This window comes from Pectobacterium aroidearum (assembly GCF_041228105.1).
Classification (GTDB): domain Bacteria; phylum Pseudomonadota; class Gammaproteobacteria; order Enterobacterales; family Enterobacteriaceae; genus Pectobacterium; species Pectobacterium aroidearum.
Map to the genome: position 1 here is coordinate 645913 of NZ_CP166097.1, position 23258 is coordinate 669170.

Here is a 23258-nt window from a genome sequence, read left to right on the forward strand (position 1 = left end):
TGACGGCTTATTTAGCGATCTTCTTGTACTTGATGCGGTGTGGTTCCAGCGCATCGGCACCCAGCGTACGCTTTTTGTATTCTTCGTATTCGGTAAAGTTACCTTCGAAGAATTCCACTTTACCTTCATCCTGATAATCCAGAATGTGTGTTGCGATACGGTCGAGGAACCAACGGTCATGCGAGATCACCATGGCACAGCCCGGGAATTCCAGCAGGGCGTTTTCCAGCGCGCGCAGGGTTTCGATATCCAGGTCGTTGGTCGGTTCATCGAGCAGCAGCACGTTACCGCCGACCTGCAACAGCTTCGCCAGATGCAGACGACCGCGTTCACCACCGGACAGCTCGCCAACGCGTTTGCCTTGATCAACCCCTTTGAAGTTGAAACGGCCAACGTACGCGCGGCTTGGCATCTCGGTGTTGCCGATACGCATGATGTCCTGCCCGCCGGACACTTCTTCCCAGACGGTTTTGCTGTTGTCCATCGCATCACGGAACTGGTCAACTGACGCCAGTTTCACTGTTTCACCCAGCTCGATCGTACCGCTATCTGGCTGCTCCTGACTGGACATCATACGGAACAGCGTCGATTTACCGGCACCGTTCGGGCCGATAATGCCGACAATGGCACCTTTCGGTACGGAGAAAGACAGCCCGTCGATGAGCTGGCGTTCGCCGTAAGATTTGCTGAGGTTAGTGACTTCCACCACTTTATCGCCGAGGCGAGCACCAGGCGGAATAAACAGTTCGTTGGTTTCGTTACGTTTCTGGTATTCCGTGTTGTTCAGCTCTTCAAAGCGTGCCAGACGGGCCTTACCTTTGGACTGACGGCCTTTGGCACCTTGACGCACCCATTCCAGCTCTTTCTCAATGGATTTACGGCGTGCTGCTTCCTGAGAGGCTTCCTGTGCCAGACGCTGATCTTTCTGCTCCAGCCAGGAAGAGTAGTTACCTTCCCACGGAATCCCTTCGCCACGGTCCAGCTCCAGAATCCAGCCCGCTACGTTATCGAGGAAGTAACGGTCGTGGGTAATCGCCACAACAGTGCCCTCGAAGTCGTGCAGGAAGCGTTCCAGCCAAGCTACGGACTCGGCATCCAGGTGGTTGGTTGGTTCGTCGAGCAGCAGCATGTCCGGCTTTTCCAGCAGCAGACGGCACAGTGCCACGCGGCGACGTTCACCCCCGGACAGGTTGGCGATTTTTGCATCCCACTCTGGCAAGCGCAGCGCATCGGCAGCGCGCTCCAACTGGTTATTCAGATTGTGACCGTCATGTGCCTGAATGATTTCTTCCAGCTTGCCTTGCTCAGCAGCCAGTTTATCGAAATCTGCATCCGGGTCGGCATACAGTGCATAGACTTCATCAAGACGCTTCAGCGCGGTCACGACTTCAGACACCGCTTCTTCTACGGATTCACGTACGGTGTGCTCCGTATTTAACTGCGGTTCCTGCGGCAAGTAGCCGATTTTGATTCCAGGTTGTGGGCGAGCTTCGCCCTCGATGTCCGTATCAATGCCAGCCATAATACGCAACAGCGTTGATTTACCGGCTCCATTCAGACCCAGTACGCCGATCTTGGCACCGGGGAAAAAACTGAGGGAGATGTTTTTCAGAATGTGACGCTTCGGCGGAACGACCTTACCGACGCGATGCATGGTATAAACATATTGAGCCACGTTGCGACTTCGCCTCTCTCTTATCTCTATGATTTGTCAACCTAATAGGGTGACCATGTGTAGCACTGTGCTACTTAATACTCAGTGATGCCGCCCGGAGAATGCCCTGGCAGCGGATTGATTATTCTAATTGCATGACTTTGAGTATGAAGTGTAGCGGGTTTCAGCCCACGATCCCAGCTATCCGGCGATTTGCCATGGCCGATCTGAGAGATAGACCCGCCTGATGAATTTCAGAATCGGTTTGCGGATCGACGTATCGTTGTCTGGCATGATGTGCCACACTGGATCTGCCCGATAGGATAGGGGTATCGATACGATGAAGGATGCCGATAGCAAGTTCGATAACGGATGAGGTTAATGCAGGTGATGAAAGCGGGTCATTGGTGGTACGCCGTTGCGGCGATATGTCTGGCTGGGGCCTCCGGCCATGTGCTGGCGGATTCTCTGGACGAACAGCGTCAGCGCTATCAGCAGGTTAAGCAAGCATGGGACAGCAACCAAATGGACACGGTAGCGCAGCTGATGCCGACGCTGCGCAGTTACCCGCTTTATCCTTATCTTGAATACCGCTCGCTCACGCAGGACCTGAGCCAGGTCAGCGCGACGCAGGTGAGACAGTTTATGGCAACGCATCCGACGCTGCCGCCCGCCCGTAATCTCAACACCAGCTTTGTGAATGAACTGGCGCGTCGTCAGGACTGGATCGGGCTGTTGGCATTTAGTCCGCAGCCACCGAAACCGGTCAGCGCCCGCTGTAACTTTTATTATGCCCAGTGGGCCACTGGTCAGCGTCAGGGCGTGTGGGAAGCCACGCGTGATATCTGGCTGACCGGGCGTTCGCTCCCTGCCGTATGCGATAAACTCTTCTCAGTCTGGCAGCAGGCGGGCGAACAGACGCCGCTGACGACGCTGGAACGCGCACGTCTGGCGATGGATGAAGGCAGCAGTAGTCTGGTGAGTTACCTCATCAAACAGTTACCCGACGATTATAAAACGATGGGCGATGCGCTGCTAAAACTCCAGAACGATCCGAATTCGCTGGAGAGCTTCGCTCGTAGCGTCGGGCCAACGGATTTCACCCGGAAAGTCACGCTATCGGCCTTCACGCGCACGGCGCGTCAGGATGCCGATAATGCCCGTTCGATGCTGCCAGTGATTGTCCGTCTACAGAAAATGAGCGCCGCAGAACGTCAGGAGATGGAAGAAACTATTGCCTGGCGGTTGATGGGCAACGATGCCACCTCAGAGCAGGCACAGTGGCGGGATGGCGTGGTGCGGCGGAGCACGTCGACCACCTTGCTGGAACGCCGTGTGCGTATGGCGTTGGGCGCTGGCGATCGTCAAGGGCTGACGAGCTGGATGGCGCGCTTACCGGCAGAGGCGTTACAGAAAGATGAATGGCGTTACTGGCGTGCGGTGGTGCTGTTGGATCAGGGCAAGCGTCAGGAAGGTGAGATGCTATTACGCAGCCTGATGCAGGAGCGCGGGTTCTATCCTATGGCGGCAGCGCAGAAGCTCAACGAGCGCTACCCCATTACGATCATGACAGCGGTGAAGCCAGATCCTTCTTTGACCCAGCTACCGGAAGTTGCCCGTGTGCGGGAGTTGATGTTTTGGCAGATGGATAATCTGGCGCGCAGCGAGTGGGTCGGGCTGGTAGCGAACCGTAGCAAACCGCAGCAGGAAGCGCTGGCTCGCTATGCGTTTGAACAGCGCTGGGCGGATTTGAGCGTGCAGGCAACGATTGTCGCGAAGCTGTGGGATCATCTGGAAGAACGTTTCCCGCTGGCCTGGAATGATGAATTCCGCCGTGAAACGCAGGGGAAAGGCATTAGCCAAAGCTATGCAATGGCGATCGCACGTCAGGAGAGCGCCTGGAACCCGGAAGCGCGTTCTCCAGTTGGTGCATCAGGCTTGATGCAGTTGATGCCCGCCACGGCACAGCATACTGCCAAAATGAGCAATATCACGTTCTATACGAACAGCAGCCAGCTGTTCGATCCTGAAACCAATATTCTGTTGGGAACGAGCTATCTGGAGTACGTGTACCAGACATTTGGCCGTAACCGCATTCTGTCTTCCGCGGCTTATAACGCTGGGCCGTCGCGCGTGAATACCTGGTTGAGAAACAGTGCGGGACGCATCGATCCCGTTGCGTTCATCGAAAGTATTCCGTTTTCGGAAACACGGGGCTACGTGAAAAATGTGCTGGCTTATGACGTCTTCTATCGTTATTTCCTGCACCAGCCCGCCAATGTGCTGACAGATGCGGAATGGCAGCGGCGTTATTGAGACGCGGCGTTGCGATCGTCACCTGAAATTGTGTTATGCTGCCGTACTAGTTAAATAGTATGGCAGCCCGTTATGACTCCGTTATCGCTTCTCGACCCGGCACTTTCTGAACAAGACAATGAGCACTGGCTACGCTTTGTCGCGCTATTGCAGCAGTCTATTGCAGAGGATCTGCAATTGCCGTTGCTCCAACTGCTACTGACGCCGGACGAGCGTACTGCGTTGGGAACGCGAGTGAGAATTGTGCAGGAACTGATGCGGGGTGAAATGAGTCAGCGTGAGCTGAAAAGCGAGTTAGGTGCAGGGATTGCGACCATCACGCGCGGTTCAAATAGCCTGAAAGCCGCGCCCCCCGCGTTAAAAAGCTGGCTGGAAGCGCAGTTGCTGTCGGCAGATAAACCGTTGGGTGACGACGCGTAACCGTTACGGTTTTGCGGCCTGAACGGGAATCTGATAGATCGGATTATGAAACGGCACCAGTGCCAGCAGCAGCGCCTGATGATACACGCTGGTACGTGACAGTTTGCCGTCGGTGAAGACGCCGATGGCACCACCTTTATGTTTAATATTCTGAACGCCCGTCAAACGTTCCATTTCATCGCCTAATTCCCGCCCTTCACGGATACCATGTAATATACTTTCTGGAAGAACCAGGCTGGCAGAGCGTGATTCGCCACGCAGGTGGGTGTTTTCGATCACCATCCAGGCGAACGTCATGCTTTCTTCAATACCTGCTTCGACACCGACCCAAAAATCGGCTTCCGGCCGCACTTGACGTGCCATCATGACGCGGTTTCTGGCGCCAGTACGGGTTTCGATAGAACCAAGAGGTTGACGCGGGACGCCGCTATCGACGTCAACGCCTTCGATGCGGCAGTTCTCTGCACCAAAGACATCGGTGAATGCTAGCGTAATAGCCTTAATCTTTGCCGGGTTGGTAGTTGCAGCAACAACGTGATACATAACAGTTTCGTACCTTTAGTTAATTTGACGCAGTATAACGGAAAATAACCATGTTACAGGTATATCTTGTTCGCCACGGCGAAACAGAATGGAATGTGGCTCGACGTATTCAAGGTCAATCGGACAGTGCGCTGACGCCAAGAGGTGAGCAACAGGCACAGCAAGTTGCTGAACGAATCAGGACGTTAGGGATTACGCATATTTTTACCAGCGATCTCGGAAGAACGCGTCAGACGACAGAAATCATCGCTAAATCCTGTGGTAATTGCCAGATAATCCTGGAACCCGGATTACGTGAATTGAACATGGGAGTATTGGAAGCGCGCGATCTGGATTCGCTGACCACCAAGGAAGAAGGGTGGCGTAAAGGGCTGGTGGATGGCACGCCCGATGGCCGTATCCCGGAAGGCGAATCGATGTCTGATGTGGCGCGACGCATGCACGGCGTTCTGGAGCGTTGTCTGGCGCTGCCTGCGGGAAGTCGTCCTTTGCTGGTTAGTCACGGGATGGCGCTGGGGTGTCTGCTGAGTACGGTTCTGGGGTTACCCGCCTCGGCTGAGCGGCGTTTGCGCTTACGCAACTGCTCCCTGTCGCGCATCGATTATCAGCAAAGTCCGTGGCTTGCACCGGGATGGGTGGTGGAAACGGCCGGAGATATCTCTCATCTGGATATTCCGGCACTGGATGAGTTACAGCGCTGAGAGCGGCTCCGGGTGCTGGATAGGGATAAAATACTCGCAGCGGATGATCGCGGGAATGTCATCACGCTTTGTGCCGTCTGGATGGAAGCGTTCGGCATCAAATCCTTTACGGCGCGTGAGTTGGAAGGTCGGCAGACAGGTGTCATACAGCGTGATAATGAAATCCTGTAGCTCGTCTTTCGGCCCTTCAAAGACAAACATCGCGTAGTCGCCGCCCGGTAGCGTGATCGGTTCGCCCGTATGGACATCATCCGGTAGATACTGTGGCTCCAGCGCGGTGGTGTAGAGCACCTCATGTTCGTCGTCTTTCTCTTTGCTCGGCCGTGAATGATGCAGCCCGTAAAGCACAGGGGGAACGGAGCAGGTTTCGCCTAAAAATTGACGCCAATAGTGAACGCGAATTTCCGTACGGAAGTTACAAATCTGTTCCAGGCGGCAGTTATAGGTTTGCGTTAGCCCAAGAAGCTGTGTTTCTGGCAGGGTGACAAATTCCGGCTGTGGCAGAGTAAACGCGCCGAGCCGGATCGGCGGACGAATGCCGAAAGTATTCCAATTATCGGAACGACGATAGGACGCGGGCGTTTGGGTAAACTGCTTTTTGAACGCGCGGGTAAAAGTCTGTTGTGAATCAAAACGGTATTGCAGAGCAATATCAAGGATAGGGCGGCTGGTCAGACAAAGTGCAACCGCCGCTTTGGTCAATCTCCGCGCTCGGATATATGAACCAATGGCATGGCCTGTCACGTCTTTGAACATTCTTTGCAGATGCCACTTGGAATAACCCGCTTTCGCCGCCACATTATCCAGTGATAGCGGTTGGTCGAGATGGCTTTCCAGCCAGTTAAGCAAGTCACGTATAATACCGGCTTGATCCATAATCTTCCTCATCAAACACATTGGGCGCGAGCGTATTGAGATCCCGCATCATAGCAATATTTTCACTTTGGTACTGCCGAAGATTTTTGAAAATATTCCGCAGGTAATTTGGATAAGGAGGATGACTATAGTGGTTTATTTTGTACATCCTCTTTTTAATTGTGGTTATTAATCGTTTGTCATGATTGTCACGAGGCCTGGAATATGAACATAAAACGCATCATGGGAGCGGGTCTGCTATTGCTATCCACCGTTGGCGTCGTCAGCGCGGAAGAGGTCGGGTCTGTCGATACTGCCTTTAAACTGCTGGGGCCAGACCATAAGATCGTGGTGGAAGCGTTTGACGACCCGGATGTCTCAAACGTGACCTGCTACATTAGCCGAGCCAAAACGGGCGGAATCAAGGGCGGATTAGGGCTGGCGGAAGATACGTCGGACGCGGCTATTTCCTGTCAGCAGGTTGGGCCGATTACGTTGTCCGATAAAATCAAAAACGCCGGTGACCGCGGTTCTGTGGTATTCCAGAAAAGAACCTCGCTGGTTTTCAAGAAATTGCAGGTTGTTCGCTTTTACGATCAAAAACGCAATGCGCTGATCTACCTTGCTTACTCCGATCGCTTAGTCGATGGATCGCCGAAAAATGCGTTAAGCGCGGTGCCGGTTATGCCGTGGGGAAAGAGTGAATAACGAGCGGTAAGACGGGAAAACAGCCGGAGCAGATGCCTGTTCCGGCTGAGAGGAATTAATTTTCCAGATCGCCACAGAAGCGGTAGCCTTCGCCGTGGATCGTCGCGATGATTTCCGGCGTATCTGCAGTTGATTCAAAGTGCTTGCGGATACGGCGGATAGTGACGTCAACGGTGCGGTCATGCGGCTTAAGCTCGCGCCCCGTCATTTTCTTCAGCAGCTCTGCACGAGACTGAATCTTGCCTGGGTTCTCGCAGAAGTGCAGCATGGCGCGGAATTCACTGCGCGGCAGCTTGTATTGTTCGCCAGCGGGGCTAATCAGAGAACGGCTATTGATGTCCAACTCCCAGCCGTTGAAGCGATAGCTTTCCACCAGACGGCGCTCTTCAGTGCCGCTGCCCAGATTCATGGTGCGTGACAGCAGGTTACGCGCGCGGATTGTCAATTCACGTGGGTTGAACGGTTTGGTGATGTAGTCATCCGCACCGATTTCCAGACCGAGAATCTTATCGACTTCATTGTCACGACCGGTGAGGAACATCAAGGCAACGGTGGCCTGCTCGCGCAGTTCACGTGCCAGCAACAGGCCGTTCTTTCCTGGCAGGTTGATGTCCATGATCACCAGATTGATGTCATTTTCTGACAAAATGTGGTGCATTTCTGCGCCATCAGTGGCTTCGTGAACAACGTATCCTTCCGCCTCAAAAATGCTTTTGAGGGTATTACGAGTTACTAGCTCGTCTTCAACAATAAGAATGTGCGGCGTCTGCATGTTTGCTACCTAAAATTGCCAACTTAAATTATAGAAATCGGAAGTACAGAAGTCGCTGTCATACCCTGCTGGCCCGCTGGCTACAACGCCAGTTATTCCGGGTATTTCCCTGGAGCTTATCGAGGTAAACTACGCTCTCGCTCAACATCAGACTCAAGTACGTAAAGGCGTTACTGGTGTTCTTTCTCTACCCGCTTAGAGGTACTGCTAGCGGATGAGCGTGGCGCTAATTTAACTGCGCTCAAAGTGGCGCACAGTTTAACCTTATTAACAGCAACATAACAGTAAGCACGGATTTTGCCTGCTGATAAATCTACGGTTCTGTTGACATATATCAAATTTCATTTTAGCACGTTAACTATTTTGTGATAAACACTTATAGGATTGCCAGTTTACGTCACAATTTAGCACTTTTTATGAACGATTTAGCATAGTAAATGCTAATAATCATAATTGGCGCTACACATACGGTAGTGTTTTTATAACTTATTGAAATAAAATAATTTACCTTACTTTCCCTAGGGTTTTCTCTTCCTGCCCATTTTTGGACTCACCGATGTTTCCTACCGAAGGCCGAATTGATATCGGAAATTTTGTTGGTTTATTGTTAATTGCTCACGGTAACGATCAATACATCGCAGTGATCAACCAATAGTACTGATTAATCAATCGTTATCAGTGAATAGCGGTTGATGATGCCGCTGTTTTATTTAGCGGCGAGTGGCGACAGTGGCAGAACGCACGTAACCCATACTGAGGAGTTTATGCAGTTTCATATTATTTTGGTTGAGCCCGCTCGGGCAGAGAACGTAGGGGCGGCAGCCCGTGCGATGAAAACGATGGGATTCAGTAGCTTGCGTATTGTCGGTAGCACGGTGTACCAAGAGCCAGCGGCCCGTTGGGTAGCGCACGGTTCGGGAGATATTCTGGATAATGTACAGGTATTTTCCACGCTGGCTGACGCATTGGCAGATGTCGACTTTACGGTCGCGACCACCGCACGTAGCCGAGCTAAGTATCGCTATTACTGCACACCAGCCGAATTGACTGGTGTATTGCAGGAGAAGGTGCAATGGATGGCCTCGGCGGCGCTGGTGTTTGGTCGGGAAGATGTTGGCTTGACGAATGAAGAGCTCGAACTGGCGGATGTGTTGACCGGCGTGCCGATGAAAGCGGATTACCCTTCACTGAATCTTGGTCAGGCGGTGATGGTGTACTGTTACCAACTGGCTGAACTGATGGACGTCAAATCGGAAGCGTTGCAGCCCGCTGTGGCGGGGCAATTGTCGGCGTTGCACGATCGTTTGGATCGGCTACTGGTGAATTTGGCGGTTGAGGATGATGAAAAATTGCGAGACTGGCTGCATCAGCGGCTGGGGCGTTTAGAGCAGCGCGATACGGCAATGCTCCATCGATTGCTACACGACATTGAAAAAGGGTTGGCGAAATAAGATAGCAAGAATGGCTTTCTTGGCAGTCGAACATCTTGAAACGCGGATTTTAGCAATGGTTCGTCTGGAATATTCTCGTTTCGGCAGTGGGTTTAGCGGTAGACATTTTTTGTTCTGCGAGAAGAAAAAAAAGAAATCCGTTGACTTCAAAGGGCGATTGGCCTAACTAATAGGGCAGATAACTCTACTTCTAATGAGATTCGATTTTAGCATGCGCACTATCAGCCTGATCACCACGATTATTACCATCACCGATACAACCAGTAACGGTGCGGGCTGACGCATATAAAGATTCCAGAAAAAGCCCGCACCGAACAGTGCGGGCTTTTTTTTTACGGCAGGTTATCCTCAGCGCCGCCTGAAAGCGGCATACAAAAAACGCTTTCGGCGTTTGGTTGGCAGAAATTCAGGAGAAAAGATAAAAATGCGAGTGTTGAAATTTGGCGGGACTTCAGTAGCAAATGCGGAGCGTTTTGCGCGCGTTGCCGACATCATCGAAAACAACGCGCGCCAGGGACAGGTTGCTACCGTATTGTCCGCTCCGGCGAAAATTACCAACCATCTGGTTGCCATGATTGAAAAAACCGTCGCCGGACAAGATATCCTGCCTCATTTGAATGACGCTGAAACGATCTTTTCTTCGCTGCTGCAAGGCCTTGCCGCGTCTCAACCCGGTTTTGACCATGTCCGCCTGAAAGCATTTGTGGATCAGGAATTTGCACAGTTGAAACACGTTCTGCATGGCATCGCGCTGCTGGGTCAGTGCCCTGACAGCGTGAACGCCGCGATTATCTGCCGGGGTGAAAAACTGTCTATCGCCATCATGGAAGCGGTCTTCCATGCGCGCGGTTATGGCGTTTCCGTCATCAACCCGGTCGAGAAGCTACTGGCGCAGGGACACTATCTCGAATCCACCGTGGATATCACGGAATCGACTCGCCGTATCGCTGAAAGCGCCATCCCCAAAGATCATGTCATCCTGATGGCGGGCTTTACTGCGGGTAACGACAAAGGCGAACTGGTGGTGTTGGGCCGCAATGGTTCTGACTATTCCGCCGCTGTGCTGGCCGCGTGTTTGCGTGCAGACTGCTGTGAGATCTGGACCGATGTGGACGGCGTGTATACCTGCGATCCGCGTCAGGTGCCGGACGCCCGATTATTGAAATCGATGTCTTATCAGGAGGCGATGGAGTTGTCCTATTTCGGCGCCAAAGTCCTCCACCCTCGCACCATCGCTCCTATCGCTCAGTTCCAAATTCCCTGCCTTATCAAAAACACCGAAAATCCTCAGGCTCCCGGTACGCTCATCGGCATGGACAGCTCGGATACGCAGTATCCGGTGAAAGGCATCACCAACCTGAACAACATGGCGATGATTAACGTTTCCGGCCCCGGCATGAAAGGCATGGTTGGCATGGCGGCGCGCGTGTTCGCGGCGATGTCGCGTGCGGGCATTTCGGTGGTGCTGATCACGCAGTCGTCTTCTGAATACAGCATCAGCTTCTGCGTATCACAAAACGAACTGGCGCGTGCCAGAAAAACGCTGGAAGACGAGTTCTATCTGGAACTGAAAGAAGGCGTGCTGGAGCCGCTGGATGTGATGGAACGTCTGGCGATCCTCTCTGTCGTGGGGGATGGCATGCGCACGCTGCGCGGTCTGTCTGCGCGTCTGTTCTCTGCGTTGGCGACGGCCAATATCAATATCGTGGCTATCGCACAGGGTTCCTCCGAGCGCTCTATCTCCGTTGTAGTGAACAATGATGTGGCCACCACTGGCGTACGTGTTGCTCACCAGATGCTGTTTAACACCGATCAGGTGATCGACGTGTTTGTGATCGGCGTCGGTGGCGTGGGCGGTGCGCTGCTGGAGCAGATTCACCGTCAGCAACCGTGGCTGAAAGACAAGCATATTGACCTGCGTGTGTGTGGGATTGCCAATTCCAAAGCCATGCTGACCAATATTAACGGCGTTTCGATGGATAACTGGCGCGAAGAGCTGGCGAAAGCCCGCGAGCCGTTCAATCTGGGCCGTCTGATTCGTCTGGTGAAAGAGTATCACCTGCTGAATCCGGTTATCGTTGACTGTACGTCTAATCAGGCGGTGGCCGATCAGTACGTGGATTTCCTGGCCGATGGTTTCCACGTGGTGACCCCAAACAAGAAAGCCAACACCGGGTCGATGAATTATTATCACCAACTGCGCAGCGCTGCGGCGAAATCCCGCCGCCGTTTCCTGTATGACACGAACGTTGGTGCAGGCCTGCCGGTGATTGAGAACCTGCAAAACCTGCTGAATGCGGGTGATGAGCTGATTCGCTTTACCGGTATTCTCTCTGGCTCGCTGTCCTTTATTTTCGGTAAACTCGATGAAGGCATGTCGCTGTCGGCAGCGACCACGCAGGCGAAAGAGAAAGGCTATACCGAACCCGATCCGCGCGACGATCTGTCCGGTATGGACGTGGCGCGTAAGCTGCTGATTCTGGCACGTGAAGCGGGTTATCAGCTTGAACTGGGCGATATCGAGGTGGAATCTGTTCTGCCTGCCAGCTTCGATGCCTCCGGCGATGTCGCCAGCTTCATGCAGCGTCTGCCGTCGGTAGATGACGAGTTTGCCAGCCGTGTTGCACAAGCGCGCGATGAAGGTAAAGTGTTGCGCTATGTCGGCGTCATTGAAGAAGGTCGCTGCAAGGTCAAGATCAGCGCCGTTGGTGGCAACGATCCACTGTTTAAAGTCAAAGATGGTGAGAATGCACTGGCATTCTACAGCCGTTATTATCAGCCACTGCCGCTCGTCTTGCGCGGTTATGGCGCGGGTAACGATGTTACCGCTGCTGGTGTGTTCGCAGATTTGCTGCGCACCTTGTCATGGAAGTTGGGAGCATAATTATGGTTAAGGTGTATGCACCTGCATCAATCGGTAACGTCAGCGTTGGGTTTGATGTGCTGGGTGCGGCCGTTTCGCCGGTAGACGGTTCATTGCTGGGAGATTGCGTCTCTGTCGAGGCTGCCGATCTGTTCAGCCTGCGTAATGAAGGACGTTTTGTTAGCAAACTGCCGGACAACCCGAAAGAAAACATTGTGTATCAATGTTGGGAGCTTTTCTGTCAGGAAATTGGCAAAACCGTGCCGGTGGCGATGACGCTTGAAAAGAATATGCCGATTGGCTCAGGGCTGGGTTCCAGCGCCTGTTCTGTCGTCGCCGGGCTGATGGCGATGAACGAATTTTGCGGTAAGCCGCTGGATGATACCCGTTTGCTGACGCTGATGGGTGAGCTGGAAGGGCGCATTTCCGGCAGCGTTCACTACGATAACGTTGCTCCGTGTTTCCTCGGCGGCGTCCAACTGATGCTGGAAGAAAACGGCATTATCAGCCAGCCGGTGCCATCGTTCGATGATTGGCTGTGGGTCATGGCGTATCCGGGGATTAAAGTCTCTACCGCCGAAGCGCGCGCGATTCTGCCAGCGCAATATCGTCGTCAGGATTGCATCAGCCACGGCCGTTATCTGGCCGGTTTTATTCACGCTTGCCATACCGGACAGGCTGCGCTGGCGGCGAAACTGATGAAGGATGTCATCGCGGAACCTTATCGTACGAAACTGCTGCCCGGCTTTGCGGCCGCACGCCAGGCTGCCGAAGATATCGGGGCGCTGGCCTGCGGTATTTCCGGCTCTGGCCCGACGTTATTCTCCGTTTGCAACGACATGACGAGCGCACAGCGCCTGGCAGACTGGCTGCGGGATAACTATTTGCAGAACGATGAAGGTTTTGTTCATATTTGCCGTCTTGATACGACTGGCGCACGACAACTGGGATAACGTATGAAACTGTACAACCTTAAAGATCATAACGAGCAGGTCAGCTTTGCTCAGGCTATCAAGCAAGGGCTGGGTAGCCAGCAAGGGCTGTTCTTCCCGCTGGATCTGCCGGAATTTGAGCGCACCGAAATCGACGCGCTGCTGGATCTGGATTTCGTTACCCGCAGCAGCCGTATTCTGTCTGCGTATATCGGCGATGAAATTGCGGCTGAAACCGTGTTCGAGCGTGTAAAAGCAGCATTTGCGTTCCCAGCACCGGTTGCACCGGTAGCGGAAGATATCGCCGCACTGGAACTGTTCCACGGCCCGACGCTGGCTTTTAAAGATTTCGGCGGCCGCTTTATGGCGCAAATGCTGACGGAAGTGTCTGGCGACGAGAAAATTACCATTCTGACGGCGACCTCTGGCGACACCGGTGCTGCCGTGGCGCATGCCTTCTACGGTCTGGAAAATGTCCGCGTTGTGATTTTGTATCCGCAGGGCAAGATCAGTCCATTGCAGGAAAAACTGTTCTGTACGCTGGGTGGCAACATTCACACCATCGCTGTCGACAGCGATTTTGATGCCTGTCAGGCATTGGTGAAAAAAGCATTTGATGATGAAGAACTGAAAAAGGCAATTGGCCTGAACTCGGCAAACTCCATCAATATCAGCCGTCTGCTGGCGCAAATTTGCTACTACTTTGAAGCTGTTGCACAACTGCCGCAGGAAGCGCGTAATCAACTGGTAGTTTCTGTGCCGAGCGGTAACTTCGGCGATCTGACCGCTGGTCTGCTGGCAAAATCGCTGGGGCTGCCGATTAAGCGCTTCATCGCAGCGACCAACGCTAATGACACCGTGCCGCGTTTCCTGAGCAGTGGAAATTGGGAGCCGAATAAAACGGTGGCAACCTTATCCAACGCGATGGACGTGAGCCAGCCGAACAACTGGCCGCGTGTGGAAGAGCTGTTCCGTCGTAAAAACTGGCAGTTGAAAACGCTGGGCTTTGGCGCGGTGAGCGATGAGACCACGAAAGAAACCATGCATGAGCTGGATGCGTTAGGCTATGTTTCTGAGCCGCACGCGGCGATTGCTTATCGTTTGCTGCGCGATCAACTGCAAGCTGGCGAGTTCGGCCTGTTCCTGGGAACGGCGCACCCGGCGAAATTTAAGGAAAGCGTAGAAGCCATTCTGGGCAAAGAACTGGATCTGCCGGAAGCGTTGGCTGAGCGTGCCGATCTGGATCTGCTGTCGCACCACTTCCCGGATGATTTCGCGAAGCTGCGTGAATTCCTGATGTCGCTGCCGAAGTAATTTTGTTGTAACGGATAGCGATAAAGGCTGAAAGATAAGGGCGGAAAATTCCGCCCTTTTTACGTTTTCGGCTTACTGCTCGTGGCGCTTAAATACCAGTTCATCAGCCGAAGAGTCCGCAGCCTCGAAGAAGTAACCGTCCAGATTGAATGCTTTCAACTGCTCTGGTTGGGTCAGGCGGTTTTGAATAATGAAACGACTCATCAGGCCGCGCGCTTTCTTGGCGTAGAAACTGATTACCTTGAATTTGCCGTTTTTTTCATCCAAAAAGACGGGTTTGATCAGGCGGGCATTGAGCTTTTTCGGTTTGACGGCTTTGAAATATTCGTCTGATGCCAGATTAACCAGCACATCGTCACCTTGCTCGCGCAACGCCTGATTCAGTTTTTCGGTAATGGTGTCACCCCAGAAGCTGTAGAGATCTTTACCGGCTTTATTTTCCAGCTTGGTGCCCATTTCCAGCCGGTACGGCCGCATCAAGTCCAGTGGACGCAACACGCCATACAGGCCTGACAGCATACGCAGATGCTGCTGGGCGAAATCGAAGTCATCCTCGCTGAAATCTTCTGCGGCCAATCCGGTATAGACGTCACCCTTAAATGCCAGCAGCGCCTGACGTGCGTTCTCCGGTGTGAAATCTGGGTGCCACTCGCTAAAGCGGCCTGCGTTCAGGTCAGCCAGTTTATCGCTGATGCTCATCAGCGAGGCGATCTGTGCCGGCGTCAGTTTTTTACATACATCAATCAACTGACTGGAATAATCCAGAAGTTCCGGCTGCGTATAACGCGTCGTGGCCAAAGGACTGGTGTAGTCGAGCGTTTTTGCAGGTGAAATAGTAATAAGCATGCGCCATGTCCTGTCGGTCTGATTTTTGATGCACCTACTATAGCAAGAACCCGATAAGAAAGCGGCGATGGCTACAATAGCTTCATCTTTCAAGATGCTTCAATTTTCAAGTGCAATAATTTCAGTCGGGTAAGAGATGGGCGGTTCGGGCAGGATTAACAGCTGGCTTGCGCGGGAAAGTGCGCGTGTTATTATCAGATTTCGGCGCAAAACAGACGGCCACCCGATTAGATAACAAGTCGATTCATTCACGAGCACCACGTATAAACAACGAGACATGCCAACATGACGGATAAACTGACTTCCCTACGCCAATTGACCACGGTTGTAGCTGATACCGGCGATATTGCGGCAATGAAACTGTACCAACCGCAAGATGCGACCACCAACCCTTCACTGATTCTGAACGCGGCGCAAATTCCTGAATACCGCAAGCTGATCGACGAGGCGATTGCCTGGGCGCGCGAGCAGAGCAGCGATCGCAAACAGCAGGTCGTTGATGCTACGGACAAACTGGCGGTCAACATTGGTCTCGAAATTTTAAAATTGATCCCAGGCCGCATCTCTACAGAAGTGGATGCACGTTTGTCTTATGACACCGAAGCCAGCGTGGCGAAGGCAAAACACCTGATCAAACTGTACAACGACGCGGGCATCAGCAATGAGCGTATCCTGATTAAGCTGGCGTCAACCTGGCAGGGTATCCGCGCGGCGGAGCAGCTTGAAAAAGAAGGCATCAACTGTAACCTGACGCTGCTGTTCTCTTTTGCACAGGCGCGCGCTTGTGCTGAAGCGGGCGTATTCCTGATTTCACCGTTTGTTGGCCGTATCCTCGACTGGTACAAAGCCAATGGTGATAAGAAAGAGTTCGCACCACACGAAGATCCGGGCGTGGTTTCCGTTAGCGAAATCTATGATTACTACAAAGAGCACGGCTATGAAACCGTCGTGATGGGCGCGAGCTTCCGTAACGTTGGCGAAATTCTGGAACTGGCCGGGTGTGACCGCTTGACGATCGCTCCTGCGCTGCTGAAAGAGTTATCAGAAAGCGAAGGCGAAGTGGTTCGCAAGCTGTCTTACGTTGGTGAGGTGAAAGTTCGCCCGGCGAAAATGACGGAAGCAGAGTTCTACTGGCAGCACAATCAGGATCCAATGGCGATTGATAAACTGGCAGACGGGATCCGTAAATTTGCTATCGACCAGGAAAAACTGGAAAAGATGATTGCCGATTTACTGTAAGTATTCTGCTAATAAAAATAGCCGGGATTCCCGGCTATTTTTTTGTCTGCGATTTGGTATCCCAGAGTGGGGTAAGCCTATTTTGCCGTCGCGTTACGGGTTTTCTTCGCGGTATAAAGATTGTCATCGGCACGCTTCATCACTTCGATAAGATCTTCTTTAGCGACATGGTATTCAACCAGACCAATACTGACCGTTAGCCTGATTTTCCCTGCAGCGGTTTCACAAGGTGTATTGCTAACGCGTTCTCTCGCTCTATCCACGATGGTGTACGCATCATCTATTCCGGTATTCGGTAAAACGATTGCGAATTCATCGCCGCCAATACGACCAAAAATATCTTCGCGGCGAAATGATTTTTTGAAGGTGTCGGCAACAAACTTCAAAGCATCATCACCGACGCTATGACCAAAGCTATCATTCACCTGTTTAAAGTAGTCGATTGTGGGGGAGTGATCATTTTTACATAGCTAAGGGGGGAGTCTGGGATAGCGCGACGCCTTTAATGACGCGGCTTTCGTGGGATTTCAGAGATTTTGCATAGCCCAGAGAAAAATGAGCAAAAGTCGACTTTTTTGTATTTAAAACTGCATAGTTTCGAGCGCCGATTGATCCTGTTTAATCGGCATTTAAACCACTATTAAATTGTCCTGCCAAACCATACAACGCGGCCAATGATTGCGAAATCTGCTGGCTGGTTGTTCATATCTACTGTAAACGGCTCATACGCTGTATTTGTGCTTGATACCTTCAACAGTCCACCAGGAACACGCTGAACCAATTTAACCAGCAGATGGCCATCTACACGCAGCACGTAAACCCCCTCTTTGGGGTCTGTGTCAGCACCATTCACTAGGATGTTATCACCGTCATTCAGCGTTCCCTCAAGCGACGAGCCATCCACAGTGATTACGAATAGATGATGTGGATCTGCATTGAGGAAGTTCTTTATCCAATACTTGCGAAATGCCATAGAAAACTTTGGCGTTTCTGTTTCGTTCAATGCGCCATGACCCGCAGCAGCTCTTACGTCATAACGGGGTATAAATGAAAACTCCTCAACGTCAACAGGATTGCCTAGAACGTCGTGAGTATTTTTATCATGCTGCTCGAACGCATTGTTTAATGCAGCTTTACCAGCATCTTCCCCCGTTGCCAGCCATTGCACGCTTACCCCTCCAGCATTAGCGACAGAGATCAATATAGGTAATGTCGGATATCCGCCCTCCAAGAGGCGATTTAGCCCTGACACTGAAACCCCAGCAGATGTAGCAAACGCATTAACACTTTTGAAATTAGCCAATAGGCTTTTTAGTCTACCGTGAAAATCACCGCATCCAAGTTGATCTAATTGACTCGGATGAGATGGTTGTGGTTTTTCTTTTTCGTCCGTGTTTGCTTTATTGCTATGATTCATAAGGAAAATCCGTTGTTATTGCCTGTTTGAGTTGGATTGTTAACTCGGATGAGTGAAATTAATTGCCTCATCCGAGTTGATTGTTGTCTTTTTTGCGTATATCGTTTATTCATGTTTTCAGTAAATGAGCAAAAAAGATGACCAAAAAAAATAACCTTCAGCTTCAAAGCGACTGGCACCGCGCCGACATTGTTGCTGCTCTCCATAAAAGAGGGTGGTCTTTGAGGGCGCTATCTAAACATCACGGCTACAAAACGCCAACTGCTTTAAACAATGCCTTAGATAGAAAGTGGCCTAAAGGGCAACGAATCATTGCCGATGCGATTGGTATCTCACCTCAGATTATCTGGCCTAGCCGATACAATGGTGATTCTAACCGCTCTTTTGCTCATGTACACAATTGATTTAAGTGAGTGAGACTATTCTTATGAACCTGAAAACTCACTACAGCGCCGAAGAATTGGCTCAAATGCAGTTGCCCGAGCTACCTGGCACTTCGCGAAACATACGCGAACGAGCAAAAAAAGAAAGTTGGGGTACTCGTAAGCGGAAAGGTATGGGCGGGGGTAATGAGTTTGCTTTAGGCTCAATGCCGTCTGGTATCCAAGACAAGATCCGTGAAAATTACTACAACATTCTACTGCAACAGCAGCCAGTTAAAGCCCCGCCTGTTGCAAAAACCACGGCGTCATCCAGTCAGTTGCTCGAAATCGTGCGTCAATGCCCTGCTGTGCTCGACCAGAAAACAGCAGAGCTGACGCAAAAGCAGCGTGACATCGCAGATGCCCGCATGGTGCTGGTTGTCGAAGTGCTGCGCCTGGAAGATACCGGCTTATCACGTATCAAGGCTATTAACTTTATCTGTGACCGGTCACGCTCCGGCGATCTGCCTGCGCATCTGCAACGGTATGTTGACCTCGCTAATGCCCGAAAAGGCCAGCGTGTCGGTGTCAGTGTGCGGGCGTTGAATCAGTGGGTTGTTGACTATCTGAAAGCGAAAAACAGCGCGGAACGTCTTGCCCTTTTAGCGCCCGGTCATAAAAAAGCGAAGCGGCCGGAACAGTTGGCGTGGGTGCCGATGTTTATGGCGCACTACCGCAGCCCTAACGGGCCGTCCGTAGCCGAGGCTTATCAGGGATTCTGTGCTGAGTGGCATCAACGCTATGCCGATCAGCCTGCGATGCGTGATGCGGTTCCTTCTGTCCATGCGGTTTATCGTGCGTTAGACAAAATGCCTCGAATCGTGCGTCAGCGTGGCCGTGTTACTGGTTCTGCCATGACCGCTTTGCAGACTTACGTCAAACGCGACTGGTCTGTAATGCCGGTTAACGGCGTCTGGATTGGTGACGGCCACAGCATGAAGATGAAGGTTGCGCATCCAGACCACGGCCGCCCGTTCACGCCAGAGTTAACACTGGTTATCGATGGCCGTACCCGCTATGTGGTCGGCTGGAGCCTGGCGCTGTCAGAAAATACGCTGGCCGTTGCTGATGCGCTGCGCCACGGCATCGAACGCCACGGTGTTCCGCTGCTGTACTACTCCGATAACGGTGCAGGTGAAACCGGGAAAATGCTGGATGCGGAGATTACCGGTATCCTGCCGCGCCTCGGCATTGAACACCCGACAGGCATTCCTGGGAATCCGCAGGCACGCGGCATCATCGAACGTTTAAACCGTGAGATACCAGCACGCATCGCTCGTAAGTTCGCCACCTATAACGGTAAATCGGCGGACAAAGAAACCGCACGTATCACCAGTCGTGCAATTGATTCTGCGGTGAATGCCCTGAATCAGAATAAGGCGCTCAACCCCGTACAACAGTCTGCGATTGCCAAATTGCCGAGTTGGAACCAGTTGATTGATGCCATTGAAGACGAAATCACGGCCTACAACACGCAACATCGGCATAGCGAGTTACCGCTGCGTGCGGCGGGTGGGCATTACACCCCAGCTGAGTACCGCGCCGAGCTGCTGGCCGACGCTGAGATTGATCGCCTGTCTGAGGCGGAGCTGCGCGAAATGTTCCGGCCGCAGGTTAAGCGCACCGCGCAGCGTGGCTGGCTGTCTATTTTCAACAATCAGTATTTTGCCGAAGAGCTGGGTCAGCTCGATGGCAAAGATGTTCTCGTTGCGTTCGATATTCACGACGCCTCAAGCGTCACCGTTCGTCGGCTGGATGGCTCATTTGTCTGCACGGCCATCGTCAACGGCAACACCCGCGCCGCATTCCCGGTTGATTACATCGAGAAGGTTCGCAAAGACCGTCACAGCCGCCGCATGGCGCTGAATAACAAGAAAGCCGAGGAAATCAATGCTGAGCTCAATCCGGCGTTGCCTGGCGAACGATTTGATTTTGGTAGTTTCATCCCCGCAGAGCGACCGGAACCGGAAGATGAGCCGTATTTCTTCCTGCAAACCGACCGTGACGAATATTTAAGAAAGAAAGCCGCGCAGCGGTAAATACAGAGAGGTTGATATGAGTTTACAGGCTGAATTAAACGAATTGATTACCAGTAAAGGTTGGTCGCAGGCGCAAGCGGCACGTGCTATCGGTAAGAGTCCTGCGGTTATTAACCAGTATTTGCAGGGTAAATATGCTGGTGATGTAGACGGCCTTAATGAACTGATCGAGGGATTCATTGCACGTGAGCGTGAGAAAGACAAAGGCCGGCGCATTACGGCTGAATACGTCAAAACGATGACGTCTGCACGCGGTATTGAGGTGATCCGAATGGCGCATCTGGACGGCGATATCAATGTCATCTACGGCGAAGCCGGGCTGGGTAAGACCATGATGTTACGGGAATACGCTGCACGTCATCGTGAAGCGATCCTGATTGAAGCCGACCCCGGCTATACCGCACGCGTGGTGCTTGAAGAACTGTGCACCCGTCTCGGACTCAGTAAGCGTGGCAACATGCACGAACTGAGCGAAGCGTGCATCGCGGCGCTGCGTGAATCAGGTCGTATTGTGATGATCGACGAGGCGGAAAACTTGCCTTACCGCGCTCTTGAAACGCTGCGTCGTATTCACGACAAAGCCGGGATCGGGCTGGTACTGGCCGGAATGCCGCGCCTGATTATCAACCTGAAAGGTAAGCGTGGCGAATACCGGCAGTTATACAGCCGCGTGGGATTTGCCCTGTTTATCGGTGATGTGTTGCCGGAAGACGATATCAGCATTATTGCTACGCATATGCTACCTGATGCGCAGAACGCCGACATCGCCGAGGCGCTTTTCAAGGCGTGCCGTGGTAATGCCCGCCGACTGTTCAAACTGGTGCGCGGAGTTAGTCGCCATAGCGATATTAGCGGCAATGCTATTAGCGCGGGCGCGGTACGCAAATTTGCTGAAATGCTGATTAGTTAATTAGTGAGGTATTTATGGTGTGCAAACTGCCAATTAATAATCCCGAATTAATGCGGCCGATTAATCGATTGATTCGTTCAGGTATTAACGTCGTCAATGTGAATTTAAATTTTAAACGTCCTGTTATTGAAATTGACCGCCCGTTTAAAGCATGGGAAGCCGGAGCGGTGGATATTACCGAAACCCGTAACGGCGTGCAGAACATTGTAAAAATGACGCGCTGGCGTGGCGCTCACATCATTTGGAGATAGGAGATAGTTGATGGCGAAAGTCATTGTGTATTTGCGTGAACGGTCGGGTGGGCTGGCGGTTGATTGCAAAGTGGAGCGTGAGCCTAGTGACGGCGAACTGGCGAAGCGAGCCGCTGAAACGGTGGCCGCAGGTCTGACCGGACATGTATCAGCAAAGGTTAATGACGTAGTAAAAAAATCAAAATCACGTAAGGGGAAAGTCAATGTCCATTAAAAACAAACAATTCACTGAAACCGCAGCCCCGGAGGGGTACTGGGTTGATGCTAAGGGCGTCTTAACGCCAGAGCATCTGATTAAGCCGATTGATACTGCGCGTGATGCGTTAGTTGCGGAACTGATTGGCCGTGCGTTGATCGTCAATAAAGCTCTGACCGAATTTAAGCTGTCGGGCTTTGCTGATATCGCGGCATTCGTGTCTCTGTCTGGCGATGAATACGGCGTCAATCTGGGGGGTAAAAAAGGCAATGTTACGCTGTATAGCTATGATGGCCGTTACAAGATTCAGCGGGCTATGCAAGACCGCATTGATTTTGATGAGCGCTTACAAGCTGCTAAGGCGTTGATTGATGAGTGCCTGGCTGACTGGGTAGAAGGTGCTCGTCCAGAAGTTCATGCCATTATCAATCGCGCATTTCAGTCTGAAAAATCAGGCGAAGTTAACACCGGCGCGGTGCTTGCCCTACGTCGTCTTGAGATTGCGGACGAACGCTGGAATCGGGCGATGGATGCAATCGGCGAAGCGGTGCAGGTTGTTGGTAGCCGTTCTTATATTCGCGTCTATGAGCGGATCGGCGACTCTGACCAATATAAGCCTATTTCATTAGATATCGCAGGGGTGTGACGTGAACGCAGGCGAGTTTAATAAAAAGCATAAAGTCGGGACGGCGTTTTTTCATCGCGCTCCCCCTCTACGCGCAGGCCGCATGGTTAAAACGGTCGATATCGCCCATGACTTTAATTGCGGTGCGATTGTTGAAATTAATCTGGAGCCTTATTTCGTCAAGATTAATACGTTAAAACCCGCAAGCTGATTTAAACAGAAATTAAAAAATCTTTAAAAATGGCGTAAACCCGCCGGGGCTGGCTTACGCCAAAATCAGGAGAACTGAATTATGTCCGTCTCAATTGATGTTTCCGTTAAATATACCAGCGGCGCGTATTTCGCAAGGGCAAACGGCAAAACCGCGTCATGCACATACAGTGCTGACGTGGCTGTAAACAGTGTCGGTAAAAAGCTATTCGGCAATCTGCAAAAGCTGGTTGTTAAGCAAGTAAAGCCAGCTTCTTTTAATGAAAAAGGCCATTTCATTATTTCCCCTGACCCCGCCCAGTCCTGCCGCGTGTGTGGCTGCACGTTCGATCGCGGGTGTGAATCCGGGTGTTGTTGGGTTGAGGGTGATTTGTGCAGCCGTTGCGCTGTCAGTGGGGCGTGATATGGCGACCGTTAATAGTTGTGAGTATCTGGAGAACGGCGCAAAGCGCCTTTACCGCCTGAGCGATAGCACGCTCGTAAAAGAGCGTCCAGCACTGCCTGGGAAGTCCCGTTTTGAGTTTTACGATGCACGCGGGAATCGCATTTACAAGCCTGCGACACAAAGGGAAAT

The 23258-nt window shown here is 52.1% G+C and carries 25 protein-coding genes and 1 other annotated feature; of the genes, 17 read left to right on the forward strand and 8 right to left on the reverse strand.

All coding sequences use genetic code 11. The annotated features are described in order from the left end of the window. Positions 1-7 precede the first annotated feature (7 nt). Complete coding sequence (gene ettA, locus AB8809_RS02880; RefSeq protein WP_349854658.1) at positions 8-1675, reverse strand: energy-dependent translational throttle protein EttA; 1668 nt, start codon at positions 1673-1675, stop codon at positions 8-10. 369 nt (positions 1676-2044) lie between these two features. Between ettA and sltY the strand changes: the two genes are divergently transcribed. Together sltY and trpR are read left to right on the forward strand one after the other, a co-directional pair. Next, positions 2045-3970: a murein transglycosylase gene (sltY, locus tag AB8809_RS02885; RefSeq protein WP_369987557.1), complete on the forward strand. Its 1926-nt coding sequence runs from the start codon at positions 2045-2047 to the stop codon at positions 3968-3970. A 72-nt stretch (positions 3971-4042) separates the two neighbouring features. Then, positions 4043-4390: a trp operon repressor gene (trpR, locus tag AB8809_RS02890; RefSeq protein WP_015841805.1), complete on the forward strand. Its 348-nt coding sequence runs from the start codon at positions 4043-4045 to the stop codon at positions 4388-4390. A gap of 3 nt (positions 4391-4393) precedes the next feature. Here the strand turns inward: trpR and yjjX are convergent, their stop codons facing one another. After that, positions 4394-4933 carry an inosine/xanthosine triphosphatase gene (gene yjjX, locus AB8809_RS02895; RefSeq protein ID WP_015841804.1) on the reverse strand — a complete coding sequence of 180 codons (540 nt, stop codon included), beginning with the start codon at positions 4931-4933 and terminating at the stop codon, positions 4394-4396. Positions 4934-4983: 50 nt separating this feature from the next. Here yjjX and gpmB point away from each other — a divergent pair, with 50 nt between their 5' ends. Further along, positions 4984-5634, forward strand: coding sequence for a 2,3-diphosphoglycerate-dependent phosphoglycerate mutase GpmB (gpmB, locus tag AB8809_RS02900; RefSeq protein WP_181846223.1), 651 nt, complete (start codon positions 4984-4986; stop codon positions 5632-5634). On the opposite strand, the gene robA is transcribed toward gpmB, so the two are convergent. Next, entirely contained in the window at positions 5623-6510 is an 888-nt protein-coding gene (gene robA, locus AB8809_RS02905) for an MDR efflux pump AcrAB transcriptional activator RobA (RefSeq protein ID WP_015841802.1), read from the reverse strand. The genes gpmB and robA overlap by 12 nt on opposite strands. A 204-nt stretch (positions 6511-6714) precedes the next feature. Between robA and creA the strand changes: the two genes are divergently transcribed. Further along, positions 6715-7197, forward strand: a complete 483-nt coding sequence (gene creA / locus AB8809_RS02910; RefSeq protein WP_225181913.1) for a protein CreA — start codon at positions 6715-6717, stop codon at positions 7195-7197. Between the two features lie 55 nt (positions 7198-7252). Here the strand turns inward: creA and arcA are convergent, their stop codons facing one another. Next, on the reverse strand, positions 7253-7969 hold the full coding sequence (gene arcA, locus AB8809_RS02915; RefSeq protein WP_010300511.1) for a two-component system response regulator ArcA: 717 nt from the start codon (positions 7967-7969) through the stop codon (positions 7253-7255). A 764-nt stretch (positions 7970-8733) separates the two neighbouring features. On the opposite strand from arcA, the gene AB8809_RS02920 reads away from it, so the two are divergent. The 5 genes from AB8809_RS02920 to thrC all read left to right on the forward strand — a co-directional run bounded on the left by AB8809_RS02920 (position 8734) and on the right by thrC (position 14529). Continuing rightward, complete coding sequence (locus tag AB8809_RS02920; protein WP_256554281.1) at positions 8734-9420, forward strand: tRNA/rRNA methyltransferase; 687 nt, start codon at positions 8734-8736, stop codon at positions 9418-9420. A 211-nt stretch (positions 9421-9631) separates the two neighbouring features. Next, positions 9632-9700, forward strand: coding sequence for a thr operon leader peptide (gene thrL / locus AB8809_RS02925; RefSeq protein ID WP_014916714.1), 69 nt, complete (start codon positions 9632-9634; stop codon positions 9698-9700). Next, positions 9639-9754, forward strand: a sequence feature (Thr leader region). Its footprint overlaps the gene before it by 62 nt. 90 nt (positions 9755-9844) lie before the next feature. Beyond that, positions 9845-12304 carry a bifunctional aspartate kinase/homoserine dehydrogenase I gene (thrA, locus tag AB8809_RS02930; RefSeq protein ID WP_349854652.1) on the forward strand — a complete coding sequence of 820 codons (2460 nt, stop codon included), beginning with the start codon at positions 9845-9847 and terminating at the stop codon, positions 12302-12304. Between the two features lie 2 nt (positions 12305-12306). Next, positions 12307-13236, forward strand: a complete 930-nt coding sequence (gene thrB, locus AB8809_RS02935; RefSeq protein WP_015841797.1) for a homoserine kinase — start codon at positions 12307-12309, stop codon at positions 13234-13236. A 3-nt stretch (positions 13237-13239) separates the two neighbouring features. Continuing rightward, the gene (gene thrC, locus AB8809_RS02940; RefSeq protein ID WP_180776748.1) at positions 13240-14529 is read left to right on the forward strand and encodes a threonine synthase; all 1290 of its coding nucleotides are present in this window, start codon (positions 13240-13242) and stop codon (positions 14527-14529) included. A 72-nt stretch (positions 14530-14601) separates the two neighbouring features. On the opposite strand, the gene yaaA is transcribed toward thrC, so the two are convergent. Further along, positions 14602-15375: a peroxide stress protein YaaA gene (yaaA, locus tag AB8809_RS02945; protein WP_015841795.1), complete on the reverse strand. Its 774-nt coding sequence runs from the start codon at positions 15373-15375 to the stop codon at positions 14602-14604. 285 nt (positions 15376-15660) lie between these two features. Here yaaA and tal point away from each other — a divergent pair, with 285 nt between their 5' ends. Continuing rightward, on the forward strand, positions 15661-16614 hold the full coding sequence (gene tal, locus AB8809_RS02950; protein ID WP_010681778.1) for a transaldolase: 954 nt from the start codon (positions 15661-15663) through the stop codon (positions 16612-16614). 77 nt (positions 16615-16691) lie between these two features. On the opposite strand, the gene AB8809_RS02955 is transcribed toward tal, so the two are convergent. Together AB8809_RS02955 and AB8809_RS02960 are read right to left on the reverse strand one after the other, a co-directional pair. Then, positions 16692-17000 carry a GGDEF domain-containing protein gene (locus AB8809_RS02955; protein WP_369987072.1) on the reverse strand — a complete coding sequence of 103 codons (309 nt, stop codon included), beginning with the start codon at positions 16998-17000 and terminating at the stop codon, positions 16692-16694. A 254-nt stretch (positions 17001-17254) separates the two neighbouring features. Continuing rightward, positions 17255-18031: a S24 family peptidase gene (locus AB8809_RS02960; RefSeq protein ID WP_349854648.1), complete on the reverse strand. Its 777-nt coding sequence runs from the start codon at positions 18029-18031 to the stop codon at positions 17255-17257. 137 nt (positions 18032-18168) lie between these two features. Here AB8809_RS02960 and AB8809_RS02965 point away from each other — a divergent pair, with 137 nt between their 5' ends. The 7 genes from AB8809_RS02965 to AB8809_RS02995 are packed head-to-tail and all read left to right on the forward strand — an operon-like array spanning position 18169 to position 22685. Beyond that, positions 18169-18435 (forward strand): helix-turn-helix domain-containing protein, encoded by a 267-nt coding sequence (locus AB8809_RS02965; protein WP_349854646.1) that lies wholly within the window; start codon positions 18169-18171, stop codon positions 18433-18435. A 23-nt stretch (positions 18436-18458) separates the two neighbouring features. Next, entirely contained in the window at positions 18459-20492 is a 2034-nt protein-coding gene (locus AB8809_RS02970; protein WP_349854644.1) for a Mu transposase C-terminal domain-containing protein, read from the forward strand. Positions 20493-20508: 16 nt separating this feature from the next. After that, positions 20509-21402, forward strand: coding sequence for an AAA family ATPase (locus AB8809_RS02975; protein ID WP_349854642.1), 894 nt, complete (start codon positions 20509-20511; stop codon positions 21400-21402). 14 nt (positions 21403-21416) lie between these two features. After that, complete coding sequence (locus AB8809_RS02980; protein WP_349854640.1) at positions 21417-21653, forward strand: hypothetical protein; 237 nt, start codon at positions 21417-21419, stop codon at positions 21651-21653. Positions 21654-21663: 10 nt separating this feature from the next. Then, positions 21664-21867, forward strand: coding sequence for a hypothetical protein (locus tag AB8809_RS02985; protein WP_349854638.1), 204 nt, complete (start codon positions 21664-21666; stop codon positions 21865-21867). After that, positions 21857-22495, forward strand: coding sequence for a DUF3164 family protein (locus AB8809_RS02990; protein ID WP_349854636.1), 639 nt, complete (start codon positions 21857-21859; stop codon positions 22493-22495). Before AB8809_RS02985 ends, AB8809_RS02990 begins: the two co-directional genes overlap by 11 nt. Before the next feature lies 1 nt (position 22496). Beyond that, positions 22497-22685, forward strand: a complete 189-nt coding sequence (locus AB8809_RS02995; RefSeq protein ID WP_349854634.1) for a hypothetical protein — start codon at positions 22497-22499, stop codon at positions 22683-22685. A gap of 65 nt (positions 22686-22750) precedes the next feature. Here the strand turns inward: AB8809_RS02995 and AB8809_RS03000 are convergent, their stop codons facing one another. Beyond that, positions 22751-22963 (reverse strand): hypothetical protein, encoded by a 213-nt coding sequence (locus AB8809_RS03000; RefSeq protein ID WP_369987076.1) that lies wholly within the window; start codon positions 22961-22963, stop codon positions 22751-22753. Positions 22964-23258: the final 295 nt, after the last annotated feature.

What these genes read in the sequence shown, in the direction of transcription:
- arcA (WP_010300511.1), bottom strand. Translation starts at nt 7,969, where the DNA reads ATGCAGACGCCGCACATTCTTATTGTTGAAGACGAGCTAGTAACTCGT.
- AB8809_RS02980 (WP_349854640.1), top strand. Translation starts at nt 21,417, where the DNA reads ATGGTGTGCAAACTGCCAATTAATAATCCCGAATTAATGCGGCCGATT.
- AB8809_RS02990 (WP_349854636.1), top strand. Translation starts at nt 21,857, where the DNA reads ATGTCCATTAAAAACAAACAATTCACTGAAACCGCAGCCCCGGAGGGG.
- gpmB (WP_181846223.1), top strand. Translation starts at nt 4,984, where the DNA reads ATGTTACAGGTATATCTTGTTCGCCACGGCGAAACAGAATGGAATGTG.
- trpR (WP_015841805.1), top strand. Translation starts at nt 4,043, where the DNA reads ATGACTCCGTTATCGCTTCTCGACCCGGCACTTTCTGAACAAGACAAT.
- thrC (WP_180776748.1), top strand. Translation starts at nt 13,240, where the DNA reads ATGAAACTGTACAACCTTAAAGATCATAACGAGCAGGTCAGCTTTGCT.
- thrB (WP_015841797.1), top strand. Translation starts at nt 12,307, where the DNA reads ATGGTTAAGGTGTATGCACCTGCATCAATCGGTAACGTCAGCGTTGGG.
- AB8809_RS03000 (WP_369987076.1), bottom strand. Translation starts at nt 22,963, where the DNA reads ATGAAATGGCCTTTTTCATTAAAAGAAGCTGGCTTTACTTGCTTAACA.
- yaaA (WP_015841795.1), bottom strand. Translation starts at nt 15,375, where the DNA reads ATGCTTATTACTATTTCACCTGCAAAAACGCTCGACTACACCAGTCCT.
- AB8809_RS02975 (WP_349854642.1), top strand. Translation starts at nt 20,509, where the DNA reads ATGAGTTTACAGGCTGAATTAAACGAATTGATTACCAGTAAAGGTTGG.
- tal (WP_010681778.1), top strand. Translation starts at nt 15,661, where the DNA reads ATGACGGATAAACTGACTTCCCTACGCCAATTGACCACGGTTGTAGCT.
- AB8809_RS02960 (WP_349854648.1), bottom strand. Translation starts at nt 18,031, where the DNA reads ATGAATCATAGCAATAAAGCAAACACGGACGAAAAAGAAAAACCACAA.
- AB8809_RS02920 (WP_256554281.1), top strand. Translation starts at nt 8,734, where the DNA reads ATGCAGTTTCATATTATTTTGGTTGAGCCCGCTCGGGCAGAGAACGTA.
- robA (WP_015841802.1), bottom strand. Translation starts at nt 6,510, where the DNA reads ATGGATCAAGCCGGTATTATACGTGACTTGCTTAACTGGCTGGAAAGC.
- yjjX (WP_015841804.1), bottom strand. Translation starts at nt 4,933, where the DNA reads ATGTATCACGTTGTTGCTGCAACTACCAACCCGGCAAAGATTAAGGCT.
- AB8809_RS02985 (WP_349854638.1), top strand. Translation starts at nt 21,664, where the DNA reads ATGGCGAAAGTCATTGTGTATTTGCGTGAACGGTCGGGTGGGCTGGCG.
- creA (WP_225181913.1), top strand. Translation starts at nt 6,715, where the DNA reads ATGAACATAAAACGCATCATGGGAGCGGGTCTGCTATTGCTATCCACC.
- thrA (WP_349854652.1), top strand. Translation starts at nt 9,845, where the DNA reads ATGCGAGTGTTGAAATTTGGCGGGACTTCAGTAGCAAATGCGGAGCGT.
- AB8809_RS02970 (WP_349854644.1), top strand. Translation starts at nt 18,459, where the DNA reads ATGAACCTGAAAACTCACTACAGCGCCGAAGAATTGGCTCAAATGCAG.
- AB8809_RS02965 (WP_349854646.1), top strand. Translation starts at nt 18,169, where the DNA reads ATGACCAAAAAAAATAACCTTCAGCTTCAAAGCGACTGGCACCGCGCC.
- sltY (WP_369987557.1), top strand. Translation starts at nt 2,045, where the DNA reads ATGAAAGCGGGTCATTGGTGGTACGCCGTTGCGGCGATATGTCTGGCT.